This is a genomic window from Paraburkholderia sp. CNPSo 3076, assembly GCF_026343935.1.
Lineage (GTDB): Bacteria > Pseudomonadota > Gammaproteobacteria > Burkholderiales > Burkholderiaceae > Paraburkholderia > Paraburkholderia nodosa.
Genome location: NZ_JAPMAL010000004.1, coordinates 1 through 15,495 on the forward strand (window position 1 = coordinate 1; position 15,495 = coordinate 15,495).

Genomic DNA, 15,495 nt, shown 5'->3' on the forward strand with positions numbered 1-15,495 from the left:
TCGACCGACTGCTTCTGGAACAGCCGGCTTGTCCTGCCCCGGTTGAGATCCGCGATCGCAGGCTCGAGCCTCACGCGGTAACGCGTCTCGTCGGCGGAGGTCTCGTGCTCATCGAACTTCGTGATGATGCCGTGGACGGTCTGTGCGGGCGGCTTCTTGCTGAACTTCGCAGCGTTCTCGCCAAACATACGCTGCAGGTGACCCATGTTCGGGTCGACTGGATCGACGATGAACCGGGCCGGCCGCCCGAGCACCTGATCCATCGCAATACCCGCTATCGGGCTTGTGAATTCGATCTCGTACTCGTAGAGCTGGCTGATCCGGTCATGGCCAGCAAATTTCACTATCGAGAACGGCGCCGGATGCGGCGCCAGCTTCAATTCATAAGCCTGTAACGGCATGAGCCACGACATCGAAAACCTCCCGGATACGCGAAACGCAAAAGCACCGCCGAGGCACCCACGGGTACCCCGGCGGCTTGCACAGAAAACGTCAGATCAGCGCCGAGTTCACCCCTTGGCCTTCGGCATCTGCGAGACCAGCGACAGGCCGATGTCCATGCCTTCCACCTGGAAGTGCGGGATGATGAAGAGCTTGATGCGGAAGAAGTGCTTCCGCGATGGTTCGTTTCACAGCATTCATGCGCTCTCTCTAGCTCTCGTTACGAGGAAGTCGTTGGAATGCAAGAGTTACACTGAACGGAGCCGGCCAGCAATGCTCAATCGCCCGATCCTTGCGCGGGCTCGCATGAACAGCCAGATAAATCGTCAAGGATTGCCAGGTACAAGACGCTGTCATTCCGGTCGGAAAGACCACCGCTGCAGCAGGATCTGTTGCCCGGACGGCTCTACCCAGAAGCGCCACCTCACAGGGCGACAGACGTGGACAGGCGCGCGTCAAGCGCCTCGCAACGGGCTCGCGCCGATCTGCACGGGCTGACGCCCGGGCGCTTCGCGATCTTCTCGTGCGTCCGGCCGCCCGCTGCTCTCCGATGGTGCCATCGGGCTTTTTCTCGTGGGCGTCGTTCGGCGCCTTTTTTGCTACGGCCCAGCGATTCGCCACCGCGCCTGCGCCGAAACGTCGCGCCGCTCGCGCCGTGCCGCACATGGCGGGTTCTGTGCGAACCGTTCGCCGGTGTTCGCGCCGGTTCGCACGTCATCCGCGCGAGCCGGACCGACGTCTGGCCGCGTGCGAACTGCAAAGTGCAAAGAGCTTCTGGGCGTCATGACCGCGGCAAAGAAAGGAGGTGCCGCCCCACACAGGGGCAACGCTGGCGTACCGACGCGGAAACAAGGAAAGGCCAAAAGCCAAAAAGCAAAAAGCAAAAAGCAAAAAAACAAAAACCAAAAGCTAACGCCCAACAGCAGGATTAACCAGCGTCCGATCCGACGCAACCGGATCATCCACCCTCACGACCACAGCCGTGATGTTATCGCGCCCCCCGGCCTGCAAGGCCATCTCAACGAGCAAATCAGTCACGTGCTGGCAATCGCCAGCCTCAAGCGCCCGTACCATCTCGGGCGCCTGCACTTCATTGCTCAGGCCGTCGCTGCACAGCAAAAAGAGGTCTCCGTCGCGCACGACGATGCGGCCTTCGTCCAGATCAAGCCAGTCTGCCGCGCCGACGGCCCGAGTTATCAAATGCTGTGATGGATGGTGGCGCGCCGCTTCGGCGCTCAAATGCCCCTGCGCCTGTAGCTCCGCCACGTAACTATGGTCAGTCGTGAGCGCTTCGAGCTGCGCGTCGCGGTAGAGATAGATGCGGCTGTCGCCCGCCCATAACCATGCAAACTCGCGCCCCTTCGCCATCAGCACGGCAACAGTGCTGCCTATCATGCGAACCCCGCGTCGCGCCGCTTCTTCGCGCAACTGGTGGTTCACCGTCTGTAGCGTGCCGCGCGCCGTAGCCGAGAAACTGGTGAGCGCGTTGGGCACCACAAGCGCCCCGAGCGCACGCACGATCATGCCGCTGGCCAGATCGCCCGCTGTGTGCCCGCCCATGCCGTCGGCCACTGCCCACAAGCCCCGCTGGGGCTGATCGAGACATGCATCCTCATTGAGCGCCCGCACACGGCCTACGTCCGTGCGCGATGCCGAGCTCCATAGCAATCCGCCTGTCACGATCGAGCCTCCATAGGCTACGCGACGAGTCCGTTGTTCCTGCCGTTCTGGCCCACGTTTACCGCAACGTTCGAGTTCGACGCCGAATTGGTCACGTCGAGCGTCTGGTACTGATTGACGACCTGATTCGCGTAGAACGTGTTGTTGGTCTGGTAGAGGTTGATGATCGGTCCGAGCGGCGAAGGCTGCGCGGGCTCGTAAGGCTGTATCCAGCCGAATACCCACGGTGCGCCTGCGCCCCGGATAAACGACATGGCCTTGCGGTCAAGATCGCACTGCAGGTGAAGGTCGGTGATGGCGAGCGAGGTCATGACAGGTCTCCGTCAAGATGATGGCCGCGGGCGCGCGGCGTTCCGACCATACCTTGCAAGCAGCATGCCATTTTTCGGCGATACGTGGCGCTCGCGCGCCATCTCCCCGTGAAGCTTGCCCCATATGTCGTAGCGCTTGCGCAGCGCGATCCGCGCCAGCCCGCGTCTCACAAGTCCTCAGTGCAATGGTCGTGCGCTCGCCAACACGTTGGTTTCCCGTCGTCATCAGGATTCCGACACAAATGCAATCGCGCTTCGTGAGCCGGTTTGGCGGCGAACTGATGGTTCGGCACCGACACAATCGAAGCTCCCGAGTTGGCGATCCGGCGACACACGGGCGCCTCCAGCACGCATGTTCTCCCGCTACGCCTTATAAAACCGTGATCGGGCGCCTGGCATATCTGATGCAGGGTAGTTGGCAACCGGCAAACCGTCGAGCAGCACCGGAAGCCGGCAACCAGCCAGACGGATGCAGCCATGAGCCCCGACCTCCAACCGACGTTGCACGCAGACGAACCGCCGCTCGGCGCGCATCTCGTGTCGCGTCGCGCGGGCTACAGCCATCACGGTATCTATGTCGGTGGCGGGCGCGTCGTCCATTACGCCGGTTTGTGCGTGTCGCTGCATCGCGGTCCGATCGAAGAGGTCACGCTCGAGCGTTTCGCGGCCGGCTACGAAGTCGCTGTCGTCGCGCATCCGTGCGCGGCCTTCGTGGGCCGCGAAGCCGTGGCGCGTGCGCGCTCGCGTCTCGGCGAAGACCGCTACCGCCTGCTCAGCAACAACTGTGAACACTTCTGCACCTGGTGCGTGGACGGCAAGGGCCGCAGCGACCAGGTCCGCACCTGCATCGCCCATCCGCTGGCCGGCTTGCGCGTGGTGCGCGCGCTGGTTCACGCGCGCCGCGTGCAGGCCCTCCGCGACGCGTACGCCGCGCACGCGGTGTGAACGCCGTATCCGGTCGAGACCAATACGACACGCCTCGCCACTTGCATCGGAGACCATCATGAATTCCGCCGAAACCTCGCTGCGCACCCTCGTCGACAAGTGGCTAGCACCCAACGCGCGCGTGCCGGCCCGCGTGGTGCGTTTCAGCCGCACGCAGGAGCAACGGCTGCGCTATGTCTGCGTAGAAGCGGTGCATCCCGCGCGCACGATTGCAATCTTCTTCTTCCGTCACGACGACGGCACATGGTGCGTATTTCCGCCTGCCAGCACGCGTGCGGCCATGACCGCGCGCGCTGCTTGAATTCAGCGCAGCAGTGTCGGGCGGGGCCGCGCCGTGGGGAGGGTTGCCGGCCCTCGCTGGGCGGGCGAGCCTTCGATCTCCACACGCACGCCGATAAATGGCCGCGGCACGAGTAGCGTGCGCTGCGAAGCGACGCGGGCGCCGCCCACGATCGCGGCCATTGCCTGCCTGTCCAGTTCCACGCTTTCCGGAAGGTCCTTGATGACGATAATGCTCATGGTCTGCTCCACGAGAGCGGATTGGGCTAGAGGGGTGTCGTTTGAGTATAGGCGGTGGCGCGCGGCGCACGTAAACAAGCAGGCGGCGCCTCACGGCGCCGTCTGCATTTTCCCTTCGCGGCGGCGGCTAGAACGTCACGCCGGTGTTCGCGTATTGCGCGGGATTGACCTTGAGATTCAGCGGCCCGAAGCCTGCGCCGATATAACCGATGTTGTTGAGCGCGGCGACGTCGACCACCTGAACCTGCGAGATGTTCTGCACGATGTTCGGCGAGACGGTGATGTTGGCAATCGGGCCGTAGCCACCGTAGGAGTTGCTGTTGCCGCCGCGTACGGCTGTCATGGCGCGGCGGTCGAGTGCCGTTCCGGGAGCCAGCTCGCGGATAACGAGGGAACTCATGATGAGCCTCCAGTTGCTGATGAATAGGGCGGATGAACCCGGGCGGGCGCGGCGCGCGCATGAAAGCAGGGCGCGGCCGAGCCGCTGGCGGGACGATCAGAAGTTGATCGTGTTGTGGGCCGTCTGCACCGGGTTGACCGTCGCGTGGATGTTCTGCGCGAAGGCGACGTCGTTGCCCACGTTGTTCTCGATGGTGTTTGTCTGGCCGATCAACTGCTGGGCGTTGAAGTTCGTCGTGTCGTACTTGAACGACGGCGCCGGGTAGTAGCCGGGCCAGAGGCTCAGGCCGCCGCCGCCGCGAACGGCGCTCATTGCTGTGCGGTCGAGTTCTTGCGCGACGCTCAGGTCGGCGATCATCAGCTTGCTCATGACAGTTCTCCAGGAGGGCAGTACGGGTAGTTGGCGATTGAGCTGCAGTATCTTGCGGGCTCGCTTCTCTTAACGCACAGGGTGTGCCAGCGGCTTCGCGCGCACGCCACAAACCGCTCGACGCCTTGTGTGACGGGGCTTTGCGGCAAGCCGCCGGGTGGGGGCAGGACAGCCGGCAGTGCTGCCGCGCAAAAACGCTGATGGGGCGAGCCCAACAGCGCGCGGCGCGGCCGTTGGATTCGCGGCAACACGTGCGAGCCACAGGCCAGGCTCAGGCACCGATTGCGCTGGGCGTTGCCGCAGATTAATCTCTCATCAGACCTTGTTGCATGGTTGCAAGCGCGTGCGCCGGCTGAGATCACGGTGCGCGCAGATCCGGCGGCGACTCTGTATGCTTTAAAGATGACGGGACCGCGTTGCAGCGGACTCGACGGGGATCGCGGCAGCAGCCACACGCGGCGCGATCGTGCGCCGGGAACGTGTGACGCAATGCGCCTCGGCCATCCTGAAGCTGAGTTGAAGGCATACGAATGATGAGCCTTGCGCAGCTGATCCAGACATTCCAGAGCGGGGCGCTCTCACGCGAGGCGTTCTTCGCCGAGATCGACCACGTGCTCGCGGTCGACGCGGCCAATTGCGCTCGCCTGCGCGAAGCGGTGGACGCGACGCAAACCGTCCATCCGCTGCCCGATGCCGTGTATGCCGAGGTCCTGCGCCGCATCGAACACAGCCAGGACAACGCGGCGGCCGTCGACGACTCCACTCGCATTCACGAAGCCCTTGCCGCTGCGCGATCCGCCACCATGGGCGACGACGCGGAACACCTGAAGGGGATCGGCGACACCCTCAACGGACGCTTCGTGCTCGAAGAGTGTCTGGGCGTGGGCGGCATGGGCACCGTCTACAAGGCGCTCGATTTGCGCAAGCTGGAAGCTTCGGACCGCAAACCTTATATCGCGATCAAGGTGCTGAACGTGCAGTTCCGCGGCCAGCCGACTTCGCTGATCGCGCTGCAGCGCGAGGCCCGCAAGGCGCAGACGCTCGCGCACCGCAATATCGTCACGGTGTACGACTTCGACCGCGACGGGCCGCTCGTCTACCTCACGATGGAATATCTGTCGGGCAAGCCGCTCAGCAAACTGCTGCGCGCGCCCGATTTCGCGGGTATGCCGTTCGAAAAGGCGCGGCCCATCATTGCCGGGATGGGGCAGGCGCTGGCCTACGCGCACGAGCGCGGCTTCGTGCATTGCGACTTCAAGCCCGCCAACGTTTTCCTCACCGACGGCGGCGATGTGAAAGTGATCGACTTCGGCATTGCGCGCGTGTTCCAGCGACCCGAAGAAGATCCCGACGTCACCGTGTTCGATCCCGCGACGCTCGGCGGCATCACGCCGGCCTATGCGAGCCCGGAGATGTTCGAGCATCGGGAGCCGGACCCGCGCGACGATGTCTACGCGCTCGCCTGTGTGAGCTACGAACTGCTCACGGGCAAGCATCCGTTCAACCGCAAATCGGCCACCCAGGCACGCAGCGACAGGATGCGCGCCGAGCGGCCGCCTGGGCTCGATCGTGGCCAATGGCGCACCTTGAGCGCGGCGCTTTCGTTTGACCGCGCCTCGCGCACCGCGAGCGTCAATCAGTTTCTCGAGGGCATGGGCGTGCTCCCGCATGCACCGGCGTTCCCGGGCGCGCGGGTCGGCGCCATCGGCGTGGGCGCGGTCGTCGTCGCTGCGGGGTTATGGGTGGGGTATCGCGTGCTTTCCGGCCACGGGCAAACTGGCGCCAGGCCCTCCATGGCCGCCATGGCACCCGCTAGCGCGACGAAGGCGGCCTCGGAGGCGCCGGCCTCGCCGGTGATTGCCGCAGCGCCAGCGGCGGTTGTCGCGAGCGTGCCTGCCGCGAGCGCGGTTGCAGCGGCTCCGGCATCGAGCGCGCCAGTGGCCGACGCGGCGTCGATCGCCGCGCTGAACACGACCCTCGCACGCATTCCGTGCTCGGCGCTTGCGGCGTCGCTGCCCGAGCACGTGGTCCAGGTGCGCGGCTTCGCCAATACGGGCGAGAACATGGCGCACGTTCACGACGCGCTCGCGCAAACGCCCGGCGGGCAGGCCGCGAAACTCGAAGTGACTGCGGTGGAGAACCACAACTGCGAAGTCGTGAGCGCGTTCGCGCCGTATTGGCGCGCCAACCATCTGGCCGGCGGCGGCGCGACGATCCATACCCGGCCACTCGATGCGCACCTGACGCAGGGCATGCCGCTCATCGTCGATATCACCACGCCGCACTACGACTCATACGTCAACGTGGATTACTTCGCGCTCGACGGCAGTGTCGTGCATCTGGTTCCCAGCAATGTCGAGCGCGACAACCAGGCGCCGGCCGGCTTCTCGGCGACGGTCGGGGGATCGGGATACTGGTTAGTGGACAAGCCGTTCGGCACGGAGATGATCGTTTTGCTGATCACGCCGGCGCCGTTGTTCGATGGCCTGCGCCCGGCCTCGGAGGCTCGCTCGGCTTACCTTGCGGCGGTGGGGCAGCAGTTGAAGCAGATGGAAGCGCATTATGGCGCAGGGCATATCGTGGCCGATTTCGTGCAGATCACGACACATGCTCGCAGTGATTCGCAGTAGTTGACTGCTAGTTTCATCATCTTCCCTCGACCGACCTCATTACATCTCGTAGCACTCCGAACAAAGCCAGCATCCACGCGACGAAGGCGACGAGCACGGTGCCTGGCAGGACGTGATAGACCGAAAGTTGGCTGCCGAGCACAGCCGTCGCTGCAACGACCGTGAGAAAGCCTGGTCCGCGGCCGTGATCGACGATATCGGCATGCACCGCGCGCGGATAACGTACCATCCAATAATGTCGTAGTCCAGTAGATGCGCTGCGATCGAGACGATACCGGTCGCCATCACCATCGCGAAGGCGGTGGCGGGAAAGCCTGCAACCAGGATTGGCGTGGGTTCGACGCCGGCATCCGTCAAGTCACCGTGTGCAGTACCGAATGGGCGAGCCGCAGAAGATCGTCGAACTGCGTGACCAGCTCGAAACAGAGCAGAAAACCGAGCGCCGCAATCGGCCCGGGGTAGCGCATGACATAGCGCATTAAGGGTTTGACAGTGCGCCTTCTCACGGCTCTGCGCGTCATGATCCAGGTAATCACAATGCCGATCAAGGCGCCGACGAGCAAATCCGTCGGGTAGTGATAACCCAGATAGGCCCGCGGAAAGCAGACGAATGCCGCGACAGACAAGAACGCGAGTATGCCGATGCCTCGCCAGACGAGGAAGATCCCCATCGCCACCGCCGTCCACAGCATGGCGTGATCGCTCGGAAAGGAGCTCCAGTGCATCAGCCCGGCGAGCTGCACGGGCGACGAGGCGAAATGCAGATTCAAGCCCGGTGTGAATAGCGGCCGTTCCCGGTACGGCAGAGCGTGCGCAAGGAGGCGTCCCACCGCTAGCGCAATCAGGCCGCTTGCCAACGTGGCGAGTACGATCTCGCGGCGCCAGCCGCGCCGCTCGTGCGGCTGGAACCAGATCCACCACAACAGCGGGATCAACAAATAGCCCTTGAACGTATAGAAGTCGGCAATTACCCCAATGGCGCAATTGACCTGGGGAGGAAGCTGCAGTTGAGTGAGGGCTCCCAGAATGACGGTATCGAAGCTGTTCATTGTTGTGGCATCCCGCTGATGAATTCGTGAGAAGGGCGGTCTCGAACAGAATCCTCAACCGCCTCCGTGCCACATACGCAAGGCGTTGTTCATCTTCTTATCAAGCCAGCGCACACGGTGAAAGCAGTTCGCAGCGATGAGCTGCTGCGATGCAACTTCGAACGTGCGCATATGGCGTGCCTTCGATCACACTGCAGTGCGTCAAGGACTCATTGGCGGCATTCGCATTCAAGGGCCTTGCATCGCAGAGCGCGCCCTCACGTCAACGCACTTCCGGCCTCGAGTACGTTCATGTCCGGGGTTATGCATGCACTCGCGATTACCGCTACATCGCGTCGTGCAACTTCCACGATTCCCCTGTTGTGCGTGACGTCTGCTTCGATCGTAGCTGGCTTGCGCAGGCAGTCACGCAAGAAAAGCTGGCAGCGTCCGGAAGAGATCCGGTGTGGAAGAATGTGTCTTGTAATTGATTCGATATCCTTCCTATGTACGGCGAAGGCCGCTAACAGGCCAGCGCGACCGGCGCGCGCATGAAAATAGTCTTCAAGGGCCTCCGGGGATATTTCGCACATGACCGGCGTGCCGTCGACGACGGCGCGATACCGGACTGTGCCGCTCGAATGGTAGAAGGCATCTTCATCTGGAAATTGTATGAGCACGATGACCTACCTCTGTGACTTCTGGACCTGCCTTCAAGCAACTGGTGTTCCCCACTCGTCTAATGAAGCCTGAAAGAACGCGCATCATGATCTCGCCGGTTGAATCGAAATCAATTCTTATATCGTCCCGGCAAAAATGTCGGGCGGTGCTAGTTGCCCTGATCGGACGACGCGCTGTTGTTGTGGGGCGGCGATAGTGGTCCGTAGCGAAGGTGTTGCGCCACCGACACGGGCACTTTGGGCGAGAACATGCCGACGATTGTGAGTGCATAGACGATTGCCGCGACGCTGGCCACAACGCGTACGGGACGCGCGATCATCGAATTGGCGACGACGATGTTGAGGTAGAACCAGATGCCGAGCAGAGCAAGCAACAGCAGGCGTGGCATGGGCTTCCAGCCGTTGCGCCCGACTTCGGAGATCGACCAGACAAGTGCCGCGACGAGCGTGAAAAAGATGCTCCAGACGCCTGCCGAGCGGCTTCGCACCATGAGGGTACCCGAGCCGATCAGCGCGAGGCCGGTGACGACGTAGTAGGGCGTGGAACCCATTGCGACGAGCCAGCCGCCAAGCACAGCGAAGGCCGCGCCCACCAGTACCAGGACCTCCCCCGTCTCGGCAGGAGAGGTCTCGTGTCGGTTCGACATAGAAGAGCCCCCGCTCATGCAAATGTCCGGCATCGCGTTGCGCAACTCCAAAAGCCGTCTGGGTCTCTGTGGGTCATCTGGCAATCGGCGTTCACGGCAACGCGCATTGCTTGTGGTGCAATCGTCGTTCCCTCTCCTGCGCCAGAAAAATTTGCAAGGGTCTGTGTAAAGACGAGGGCGTTATTCGTTTGACACATGGCGCCACGGTTTTATCTCACGCTGTGACCGAAGCCACAATCAACCATAGCGCTGGTGGCGCGCGGGGGCGGCCGCGTAGCAGCGAGCAAATGAAGGTAAGACAGATTTGGATTCCAAATCAACCATATGAACTATCAAGAGGCCGAAAAATCGGAGAAAAGAAGGGCAGAGGCGCGTTGACATATCTACAAGAAGCCAGTGTAGAAATGGCGCGCACTGCATCGTTTACCCTTGCATTGAATCAAAATCAAAACTGCAATGGTGGGAGGTCTCGAATTCCGAGCTGCCTGGCGCCAGACCTTCGCAGGCTGGTCGACTGGCAGCCCCGTCTGCGGATCGAGAAACAGCTTGCGCTGAGCGAGTTCGTCGCCACGGCGGCTGAAATCGAACATGCCCATGATGCTGCCTGCCTTGCTGTCGAACGATCCGCCGCCGATACGTTCTCCGTCGAGCCAGTTGTCCTCGATGAAGCGAACGACCGAAGACTGGTCGATCAACGTATGGTCGACGTAATTCTCCTTCGCCCAGGGCGAAATGACGAGAAACGGAATGCGTGCACCCGGGCCGCAGCGGCCGTTCACAGGTTTGCCGTTCACGCCGTCCTGCGCGGAGCCGGTACCGCATTTTCCCTGGCCGTTGAGGTGGTCGGCGAACGAATCGTATGACGCGCTCGTTGGCAATGCATAAGCGTGGTCGTACCAGCCATCCGAGTCATCCCACGTCACGACGATGGCGGTGCGGGTCCAGTCCGGCTGGCGCTGCAGGAAGTTGACGACCTTCGCGACGAAAGCCTGCTCGTCGAGTGGATCCGAATAGCCAGCGTGACCGTCCTGGAACGACGGGGCCTTGAGGAAGCTCACGGCCGGAAAATTCCCTGCGCTCACAGCGCCAAAGAAGTCGTCGGAATCGTACTGATGATTGGCGGGGTCCGGGGTCCGTCCATCGTTTTCCAGGGTGTGCCCGATCGCCTCGATAGAACCCGGACGCAAATGCTTTGGATTCGACGTCGACGCGTAGTACTGGAACCAGTTGTGGTGCGGCACGTAGTCCACAGTGGCCGAACCGACGACTTCCGATAGCGTGCTGCGCCTGCACGCGGTCGTGCCGTTGCTGTTCACGGTCTCGAGATTGAAGCCACCCATGAAGCCGCCCCACGAAATATTGCGCGCATTCAAGAGGTCGCCGATATTCCTCCCCGTCATCATGACGGTGTCGCGCTTGCTCGAGCATTTGTCGAAGGCGGGATCGACGTCGTCGATCAGCGTGAAGCCGCCCTGTCCGTCGTTCACGTAGTAGGAGCCCGGAGCCGAAGGCTTTTTCGTCGTCAGCACGGGTCTCATGCCGTTGGTCTGACCCGAGACCACCTCCAGGGCGCCCGGCGTCGAGGGGCCATAGGTCGACGACCAGGCGTTGTCGCTCATCGCGAAGCGCTGCGCGTAGTTCCACAGCGCAGTGACCGTGTTGCCGTCGTAATAGCCCATCACCTCGCGATTGCTTCCAGACTCACTGGCGCTGTTGCTCGTCCCTTTACCCGTGTACTTCGGGAACAGGTCGACCGCGCCGTTGTCGTAGGCTTGCTGTTCTGCCGCATAGGCGTGATCCTGGTCGGCGGTGGCCGCCTGCGTACGGTCGATGCGGAACGGGTTCGCTGCGCCCGCGCCGTTGGCCGGATTCGTGGCATTCGGATTTCTGGAGAGGAGGGACCCTGAGAGGCCATTCACCCTGGGCGTACCGGGCAGTGCGTTGAACGCCGGTTCGTCGGAGGGATTCGCCGCATGCGGATAGGTCGCAAAGTAGTGATCGAACGAGACATTCTCGCCATAGATCACGACCAGGTGCTTGATCGGGGTGGCAGTACGAAGGTCGTTCGGCCGATTCATGTGCTGGTCGTCATTCGCACCCCACGCAATGGGTAATGAGAATGCCGCGGCTATGAGCGAACCAAGCGCTAAATGACGCCAGTGCATGTCGGGCTCCTGTAAGTTGCGTTTCTTCGTAGCGCAATGGGAGTTCCCGGCTGGCGTTGCCGTGGCGATCGCAAGCGAAGGCCAGCGCGTGCTGCCCCTCGCCGAACTACAACACGCGCACGCCGCAGTCTCCAACCAGCATCACGGCTTGATCGACGGAGAGTATCGTGCCTTTGAGATGCTGCAGCACATCGGAGAGTCGAAAACCGCTTAGGTCTACGGAGCGTAGGTCTGCGCCGTCAAAGCGGCTGTTGCGTAACTGTGCGTTGCTCAGGCTGCCGCCTTCGAACACGGCGTCGCGAAAGTCGCAGTCGGACAGGTGCGCGTCGGAAAAATTGAGCGCCTCGAGCGTTTGTTTCCGGAAGGAGAGTCCCTTCAGGTCTGCGCCGACGAGCAGCGAATCGTGAAAGCTAAGCCCTAGCGTGCGGGCGTCGACAAAGCGCGCGCCCGTGAGCTTCACCTCGGCAAACGCCGCTGAGGCGAGCTTCGAGCCTGTCCAATCGGTATTGTTCAGATCGCTGCGGTAGAAACGCGCGTCACCCAGATTGGCGTAGCGAAATCTTGCGGCTGCGCATTTGCAAGCCAACCAGCGGCTTCTTGCGAGTTCGCTGTGCTCGAGGAGGGTGTGCTCGAAGGTGCACTGTGTGAATCGGGCGGCGCCGAGATCGAGACCGGAGAGATCTTCGCTGTCGAAACTGCAATGCTCGAACGTCGGTTCGTCGCCGCATTCCCGAAGCAGGCAGGTCAGCGCTTCGCGGTCGAAGGTCAATCCGCTGAACAGCGCTCCGGCTCCGGTTGACGGGTCTTTTGTATTGCTGCGCATCTGTGCAGACTCCTCATTCTGAGGGGGGGCGCAGCGTCTTCTCCACAGCGTGTCCCCTCAACTTGGTGAAAGTAAGGTTGACGCCGCGGCGGAATTAGAACCCAACAACTGGGCGCAGGAGATACCAACCTGCCACTCTATTTTCAGCGGAGAAGATTCTACCGTTTCCGCCGTTGCGGGCACAAGGTCATCGGCTTTCTGCCTCGCTAGCCCACGCGCGTATTTGATCGATGGTGGCCGTCGCGCCGCCGCATACGACAACCAGAATCCTCTTGTATCTGGCCAATGCCGGATGCCTGTCGTAGGCGACAGACAGCGCTGCGCCGCAAGCCGGTTCGACCAGAATGCGGTGATCCGCGAGAAAACGCTCGCAGGCCGCGAGTGCGCTGGAATCCGATACGACGAGGCTGTGGACAGGGTGCTCGCGCACGCAGCGCAATGCCTGCTCGCACACTCGCTTCGCGCCGAGCGAAGTGGCGACGCTGGAGATACAGGGCAACGCCACCGTATGACCCGCCTCGACAGCGGCATGGAGCGAAGCGGCGCCATCGGTTTCGACGGCCAACACCGGCACGTCGTGCCAACGATTGCGCTGCAGACCTTCCACCACGCCAGCAAGCAGACCGCCCCCGCCGACGGAAAGTACGACGGCGTCCGGCTTGAAGCGGGCCTGGGCCACTTCATCGATCATCGAGGCATGGCCGTGCCACAGCAGCGGATCGTCGAAGGGATGCAGAAACGCGTCCGTCGCGCCCAGCAAAGTCTGCGCGAACTGGTTTGCCTCTTGCCAGGAACCGCCGTGCACGACGACCTCGGCACCTTCGCGGCGCAGCAACTCTTTGGCGCGCTCCGTCGTCGTTTCCGGCACCACGACAAGCACTGGAATGCCCAGGCGCCGGCCCGCATAAGCCACGGCAAGACCCGCATTCCCCCCGGACGAGGAAACGAAACGCTGCGCGCCGCGGCTTTGTTGGACAGCGCAAGCATGGCCGATGCCCCGGATCTTGAATGATCCACATGGCTGCAAGGCGTCGAGCTTCAGCCACACGGATTGTTCACCAGGGACGCTCAAGGCGCGCGATTCCACCAAAGGGGTTTCAAAGTGCAGATTCATTGCGATGGGCTTCCAGGTTTGCGATCGGACCAACCGTTGCCGAACTTCTGCTGATCCTAAAGAGGAAGGGGGGGCTGGCTTGTAAGAAATTGACGCGCGAGGCGATCGAAGGCCCATCGGCTCAGTATGCGGACGGGGCCACGCCGAACGCGTGACGGAACGCCCTGTTGAAATGGCTTTGATCGTGGAACCCGACGCCCTGGGCGACTTCGGCAATGGTTGGCTTACCGCGTCCCAGCAAGGCGCACGCGTGTTCCAGTCGCAGACGCAGCAGCCAGGCGTGAGGCGTCATGCCGACCGTCTGCTTGAATCGACGCGAAAAATGAAAGCGCCCCAGACCGCACAAGGTGGCCAATTCGTCGAGCGTGATTTTTTCGGCTAGATGGAACAGGCAATAGTCTTTGAGCCGTTGCCAATGCATTGGCGAGAGCGTGCCTTTTACGGCCACCGGCTTGATGGCTCCCGACCGCTTAAACAGGACATAAAGCAGGGAAAGCCATTCCGACTGCACGGACAGCGAGGAAGCATCCGGCGACGATCGCATCGCATCGTGGATCTGCAACAAGCGCGCGGCCAGCGTCGGATCCTCGATCATCATGGCTTTCAGCTCGGGCTCGCGATCCGGGTCCGTTACCTCGGTCATGGCGTCTTGCAGCAGGTCCTGGGACAGCCTGAAGGTCTTCAGTGTATAAGCATGGCCGCTTTCTGCAGCGCCGTCATGCATCTCGCCGGGCGGCATCAAGGAGATGCGACCTGGCCCGAGCAACACGGCCTCTCCGTTCACGCATTGGCGCTGAATCCCTTCGGTCACGAGCCCGACGTGATAGTCAAGATGGTAGTGCCGGTTGAAATTGAACGCCTTGAAACGACCGGTGCCAAGAACCAGTCCAGGAAGGTCGACGAGCCGTTTGTACTCCACGCTATCGCTCATTTCAAATCACGAAGTCACTATTGCGGCAGATTTAAGGGGTCGCACCAGACTCGAGCCGTCGAGGCTTTCGAGGCGTTTTTCGACGCGGCACGACGAGTATATGTCGGCAGCCGCGCTGCCGGACTCACTCGATATTGAAATGGACGCGGATGTCCTGTTCGCTTTCGACCGGATGCCCCTGCTTCATTGCAGGGAAAAAATGCCAGTTTCGAAGCGTCTCCAGCAGCAGCTGGTTCAGGCGCGGGTTCTGGGTGGGTCTGACGAGCGCGACGTCGACCGAACCGTCCGGATGAATAGTGAAGCGAGCTAGCGCGATGGCCTGATACGCAGACTCGCGCAGCTCATCGGGAAGCACCGGCAGCGGCTGGATGAGCGGATGTGCGGTGGTATCGCCGGACGCTGCGGAGCGGGTGCCGGACAGGGCGGAGCTAGCCGATGCGCTTTCGGCGCTGGCATGGGCTGTTGTGCTGGCCGGCGGCGCAGCGGCAGCCGCAGCTGCAGCCGCAGGCAATGGAGATTCGGTATGCGCAGGCAGCGGCGTGGGAGCCGGTGCCGCAGGCCGATTTATCGGCCGAACCACGTGCACAGGGCGTGATGGTGTTGCGATGTTCGGAGCAGGGCGTGCGACCGTGGTAGGCGGATGAGGCGGCGCCGGCGTAATGATCTCTACTATGCGGGCATCGAGCGTCAACGGACGGACGGGTTCCGGATTTTCCGCAAGACCGGCCACGAAGATACTGACGAATGCGGTCCACATCGCAAGCGCCACGACGCATCCGGCTACGCCTCGCGGGCCGCGCGCGTCAAGCAGC

General features: G+C 62.4%; 17 protein-coding genes and 1 pseudogene. 3 read left to right on the top strand and 15 right to left on the bottom strand.

What is annotated here, in order from left to right; all coding sequences use genetic code 11:
• The 3 genes from M3A49_RS05825 to M3A49_RS05840 all read right to left on the bottom strand — a co-directional run.
• On the bottom strand, positions 1-413 hold a 413-nt coding region (locus tag M3A49_RS05825), incomplete at its 3' end, for a contractile injection system protein, VgrG/Pvc8 family (protein WP_266227851.1).
• 937 nt (positions 414-1,350) lie between these two features.
• Positions 1,351-2,124: a PP2C family protein-serine/threonine phosphatase gene (locus M3A49_RS05835; protein ID WP_375541757.1), complete on the bottom strand. Its 774-nt coding sequence runs from the start codon at positions 2,122-2,124 to the stop codon at positions 1,351-1,353.
• 14 nt (positions 2,125-2,138) lie between these two features.
• Positions 2,139-2,432, bottom strand: coding sequence for a hypothetical protein (locus tag M3A49_RS05840; protein ID WP_069262248.1), 294 nt, complete (start codon positions 2,430-2,432; stop codon positions 2,139-2,141).
• A 477-nt stretch (positions 2,433-2,909) separates the two neighbouring features.
• On the opposite strand from M3A49_RS05840, the gene M3A49_RS05845 reads away from it, so the two are divergent.
• A complete protein-coding gene (locus tag M3A49_RS05845) occupies positions 2,910-3,377 on the top strand; it encodes a lecithin retinol acyltransferase family protein (RefSeq protein ID WP_254355412.1) in 468 nt (155 codons plus the stop codon).
• Between the two features lie 58 nt (positions 3,378-3,435).
• Positions 3,436-3,678 carry a hypothetical protein gene (locus tag M3A49_RS05850; protein WP_266227853.1) on the top strand — a complete coding sequence of 81 codons (243 nt, stop codon included), beginning with the start codon at positions 3,436-3,438 and terminating at the stop codon, positions 3,676-3,678.
• A 2-nt stretch (positions 3,679-3,680) separates the two neighbouring features.
• Here the strand turns inward: M3A49_RS05850 and M3A49_RS05855 are convergent, their stop codons facing one another.
• From M3A49_RS05855 to M3A49_RS05865, 3 genes are all read right to left on the bottom strand, one after another.
• Positions 3,681-3,896 carry a hypothetical protein gene (locus tag M3A49_RS05855; protein WP_051481539.1) on the bottom strand — a complete coding sequence of 72 codons (216 nt, stop codon included), beginning with the start codon at positions 3,894-3,896 and terminating at the stop codon, positions 3,681-3,683.
• A gap of 127 nt (positions 3,897-4,023) precedes the next feature.
• Positions 4,024-4,296: a hypothetical protein gene (locus M3A49_RS05860; protein WP_254355414.1), complete on the bottom strand. Its 273-nt coding sequence runs from the start codon at positions 4,294-4,296 to the stop codon at positions 4,024-4,026.
• A gap of 96 nt (positions 4,297-4,392) precedes the next feature.
• Positions 4,393-4,665: a hypothetical protein gene (locus M3A49_RS05865; RefSeq protein ID WP_266227854.1), complete on the bottom strand. Its 273-nt coding sequence runs from the start codon at positions 4,663-4,665 to the stop codon at positions 4,393-4,395.
• A gap of 530 nt (positions 4,666-5,195) precedes the next feature.
• Between M3A49_RS05865 and M3A49_RS05870 the strand changes: the two genes are divergently transcribed.
• Positions 5,196-7,295, top strand: a complete 2,100-nt coding sequence (locus tag M3A49_RS05870; protein ID WP_266227855.1) for a serine/threonine protein kinase — start codon at positions 5,196-5,198, stop codon at positions 7,293-7,295.
• Positions 7,296-7,311: 16 nt separating this feature from the next.
• Here M3A49_RS05870 and M3A49_RS05875 read toward each other — a convergent pair whose 3' ends face one another.
• The 9 genes and pseudogenes from M3A49_RS05875 to M3A49_RS05915 all read right to left on the bottom strand — a co-directional run bounded on the left by M3A49_RS05875 (position 7,312) and on the right by M3A49_RS05915 (position 15,440).
• Positions 7,312-7,524 (bottom strand): hypothetical protein, encoded by a 213-nt coding sequence (locus tag M3A49_RS05875; RefSeq protein WP_266227856.1) that lies wholly within the window; start codon positions 7,522-7,524, stop codon positions 7,312-7,314.
• A 124-nt stretch (positions 7,525-7,648) separates the two neighbouring features.
• Complete coding sequence (locus M3A49_RS05880) at positions 7,649-8,344, bottom strand: phosphatase PAP2 family protein (RefSeq protein WP_266227857.1); 696 nt, start codon at positions 8,342-8,344, stop codon at positions 7,649-7,651.
• A 257-nt stretch (positions 8,345-8,601) separates the two neighbouring features.
• On the bottom strand, positions 8,602-9,003 hold the full coding sequence (locus tag M3A49_RS05885; protein WP_266227858.1) for a DUF1488 domain-containing protein: 402 nt from the start codon (positions 9,001-9,003) through the stop codon (positions 8,602-8,604).
• A 149-nt stretch (positions 9,004-9,152) separates the two neighbouring features.
• Positions 9,153-9,650: a hypothetical protein gene (locus tag M3A49_RS05890; RefSeq protein ID WP_266227859.1), complete on the bottom strand. Its 498-nt coding sequence runs from the start codon at positions 9,648-9,650 to the stop codon at positions 9,153-9,155.
• A gap of 521 nt (positions 9,651-10,171) precedes the next feature.
• Positions 10,172-11,815 (bottom strand): annotated as a pseudogene (locus tag M3A49_RS05895) (phospholipase C); the annotation flags it as partial.
• Positions 11,816-11,921: 106 nt separating this feature from the next.
• Entirely contained in the window at positions 11,922-12,638 is a 717-nt protein-coding gene (locus M3A49_RS05900) for a pentapeptide repeat-containing protein (protein WP_266227861.1), read from the bottom strand.
• 187 nt (positions 12,639-12,825) lie between these two features.
• On the bottom strand, positions 12,826-13,752 hold the full coding sequence (locus tag M3A49_RS05905) for a pyridoxal-phosphate dependent enzyme (protein ID WP_266227862.1): 927 nt from the start codon (positions 13,750-13,752) through the stop codon (positions 12,826-12,828).
• 121 nt (positions 13,753-13,873) lie between these two features.
• Positions 13,874-14,683, bottom strand: a complete 810-nt coding sequence (locus M3A49_RS05910; protein ID WP_266227864.1) for an AraC family transcriptional regulator — start codon at positions 14,681-14,683, stop codon at positions 13,874-13,876.
• 124 nt (positions 14,684-14,807) lie between these two features.
• On the bottom strand, positions 14,808-15,440 hold the full coding sequence (locus tag M3A49_RS05915; RefSeq protein WP_266227865.1) for an energy transducer TonB: 633 nt from the start codon (positions 15,438-15,440) through the stop codon (positions 14,808-14,810).
• Between the last annotated feature and the right edge of the window lie 55 nt (positions 15,441-15,495).

Excerpts from the sequence above, each read along its gene's own strand:
- M3A49_RS05860 (WP_254355414.1), bottom strand. The coding sequence starts at position 4,296 with ATGAGTTCCCTCGTTATCCGCGAGCTGGCTCCCGGAACGGCACTCGAC.
- M3A49_RS05865 (WP_266227854.1), bottom strand. The coding sequence starts at position 4,665 with ATGAGCAAGCTGATGATCGCCGACCTGAGCGTCGCGCAAGAACTCGAC.
- M3A49_RS05900 (WP_266227861.1), bottom strand. The coding sequence starts at position 12,638 with ATGCGCAGCAATACAAAAGACCCGTCAACCGGAGCCGGAGCGCTGTTC.
- M3A49_RS05870 (WP_266227855.1), top strand. The coding sequence starts at position 5,196 with ATGATGAGCCTTGCGCAGCTGATCCAGACATTCCAGAGCGGGGCGCTC.
- M3A49_RS05875 (WP_266227856.1), bottom strand. The coding sequence starts at position 7,524 with ATGGTACGTTATCCGCGCGCGGTGCATGCCGATATCGTCGATCACGGC.
- M3A49_RS05910 (WP_266227864.1), bottom strand. The coding sequence starts at position 14,683 with ATGAGCGATAGCGTGGAGTACAAACGGCTCGTCGACCTTCCTGGACTG.
- M3A49_RS05905 (WP_266227862.1), bottom strand. The coding sequence starts at position 13,752 with ATGAATCTGCACTTTGAAACCCCTTTGGTGGAATCGCGCGCCTTGAGC.
- M3A49_RS05880 (WP_266227857.1), bottom strand. The coding sequence starts at position 8,344 with ATGAACAGCTTCGATACCGTCATTCTGGGAGCCCTCACTCAACTGCAG.
- M3A49_RS05855 (WP_051481539.1), bottom strand. The coding sequence starts at position 3,896 with ATGAGCATTATCGTCATCAAGGACCTTCCGGAAAGCGTGGAACTGGAC.
- M3A49_RS05845 (WP_254355412.1), top strand. The coding sequence starts at position 2,910 with ATGAGCCCCGACCTCCAACCGACGTTGCACGCAGACGAACCGCCGCTC.
- M3A49_RS05850 (WP_266227853.1), top strand. The coding sequence starts at position 3,436 with ATGAATTCCGCCGAAACCTCGCTGCGCACCCTCGTCGACAAGTGGCTA.
- M3A49_RS05915 (WP_266227865.1), bottom strand. The coding sequence starts at position 15,440 with ATGTGGACCGCATTCGTCAGTATCTTCGTGGCCGGTCTTGCGGAAAAT.
- M3A49_RS05840 (WP_069262248.1), bottom strand. The coding sequence starts at position 2,432 with ATGACCTCGCTCGCCATCACCGACCTTCACCTGCAGTGCGATCTTGAC.
- M3A49_RS05890 (WP_266227859.1), bottom strand. The coding sequence starts at position 9,650 with ATGTCGAACCGACACGAGACCTCTCCTGCCGAGACGGGGGAGGTCCTG.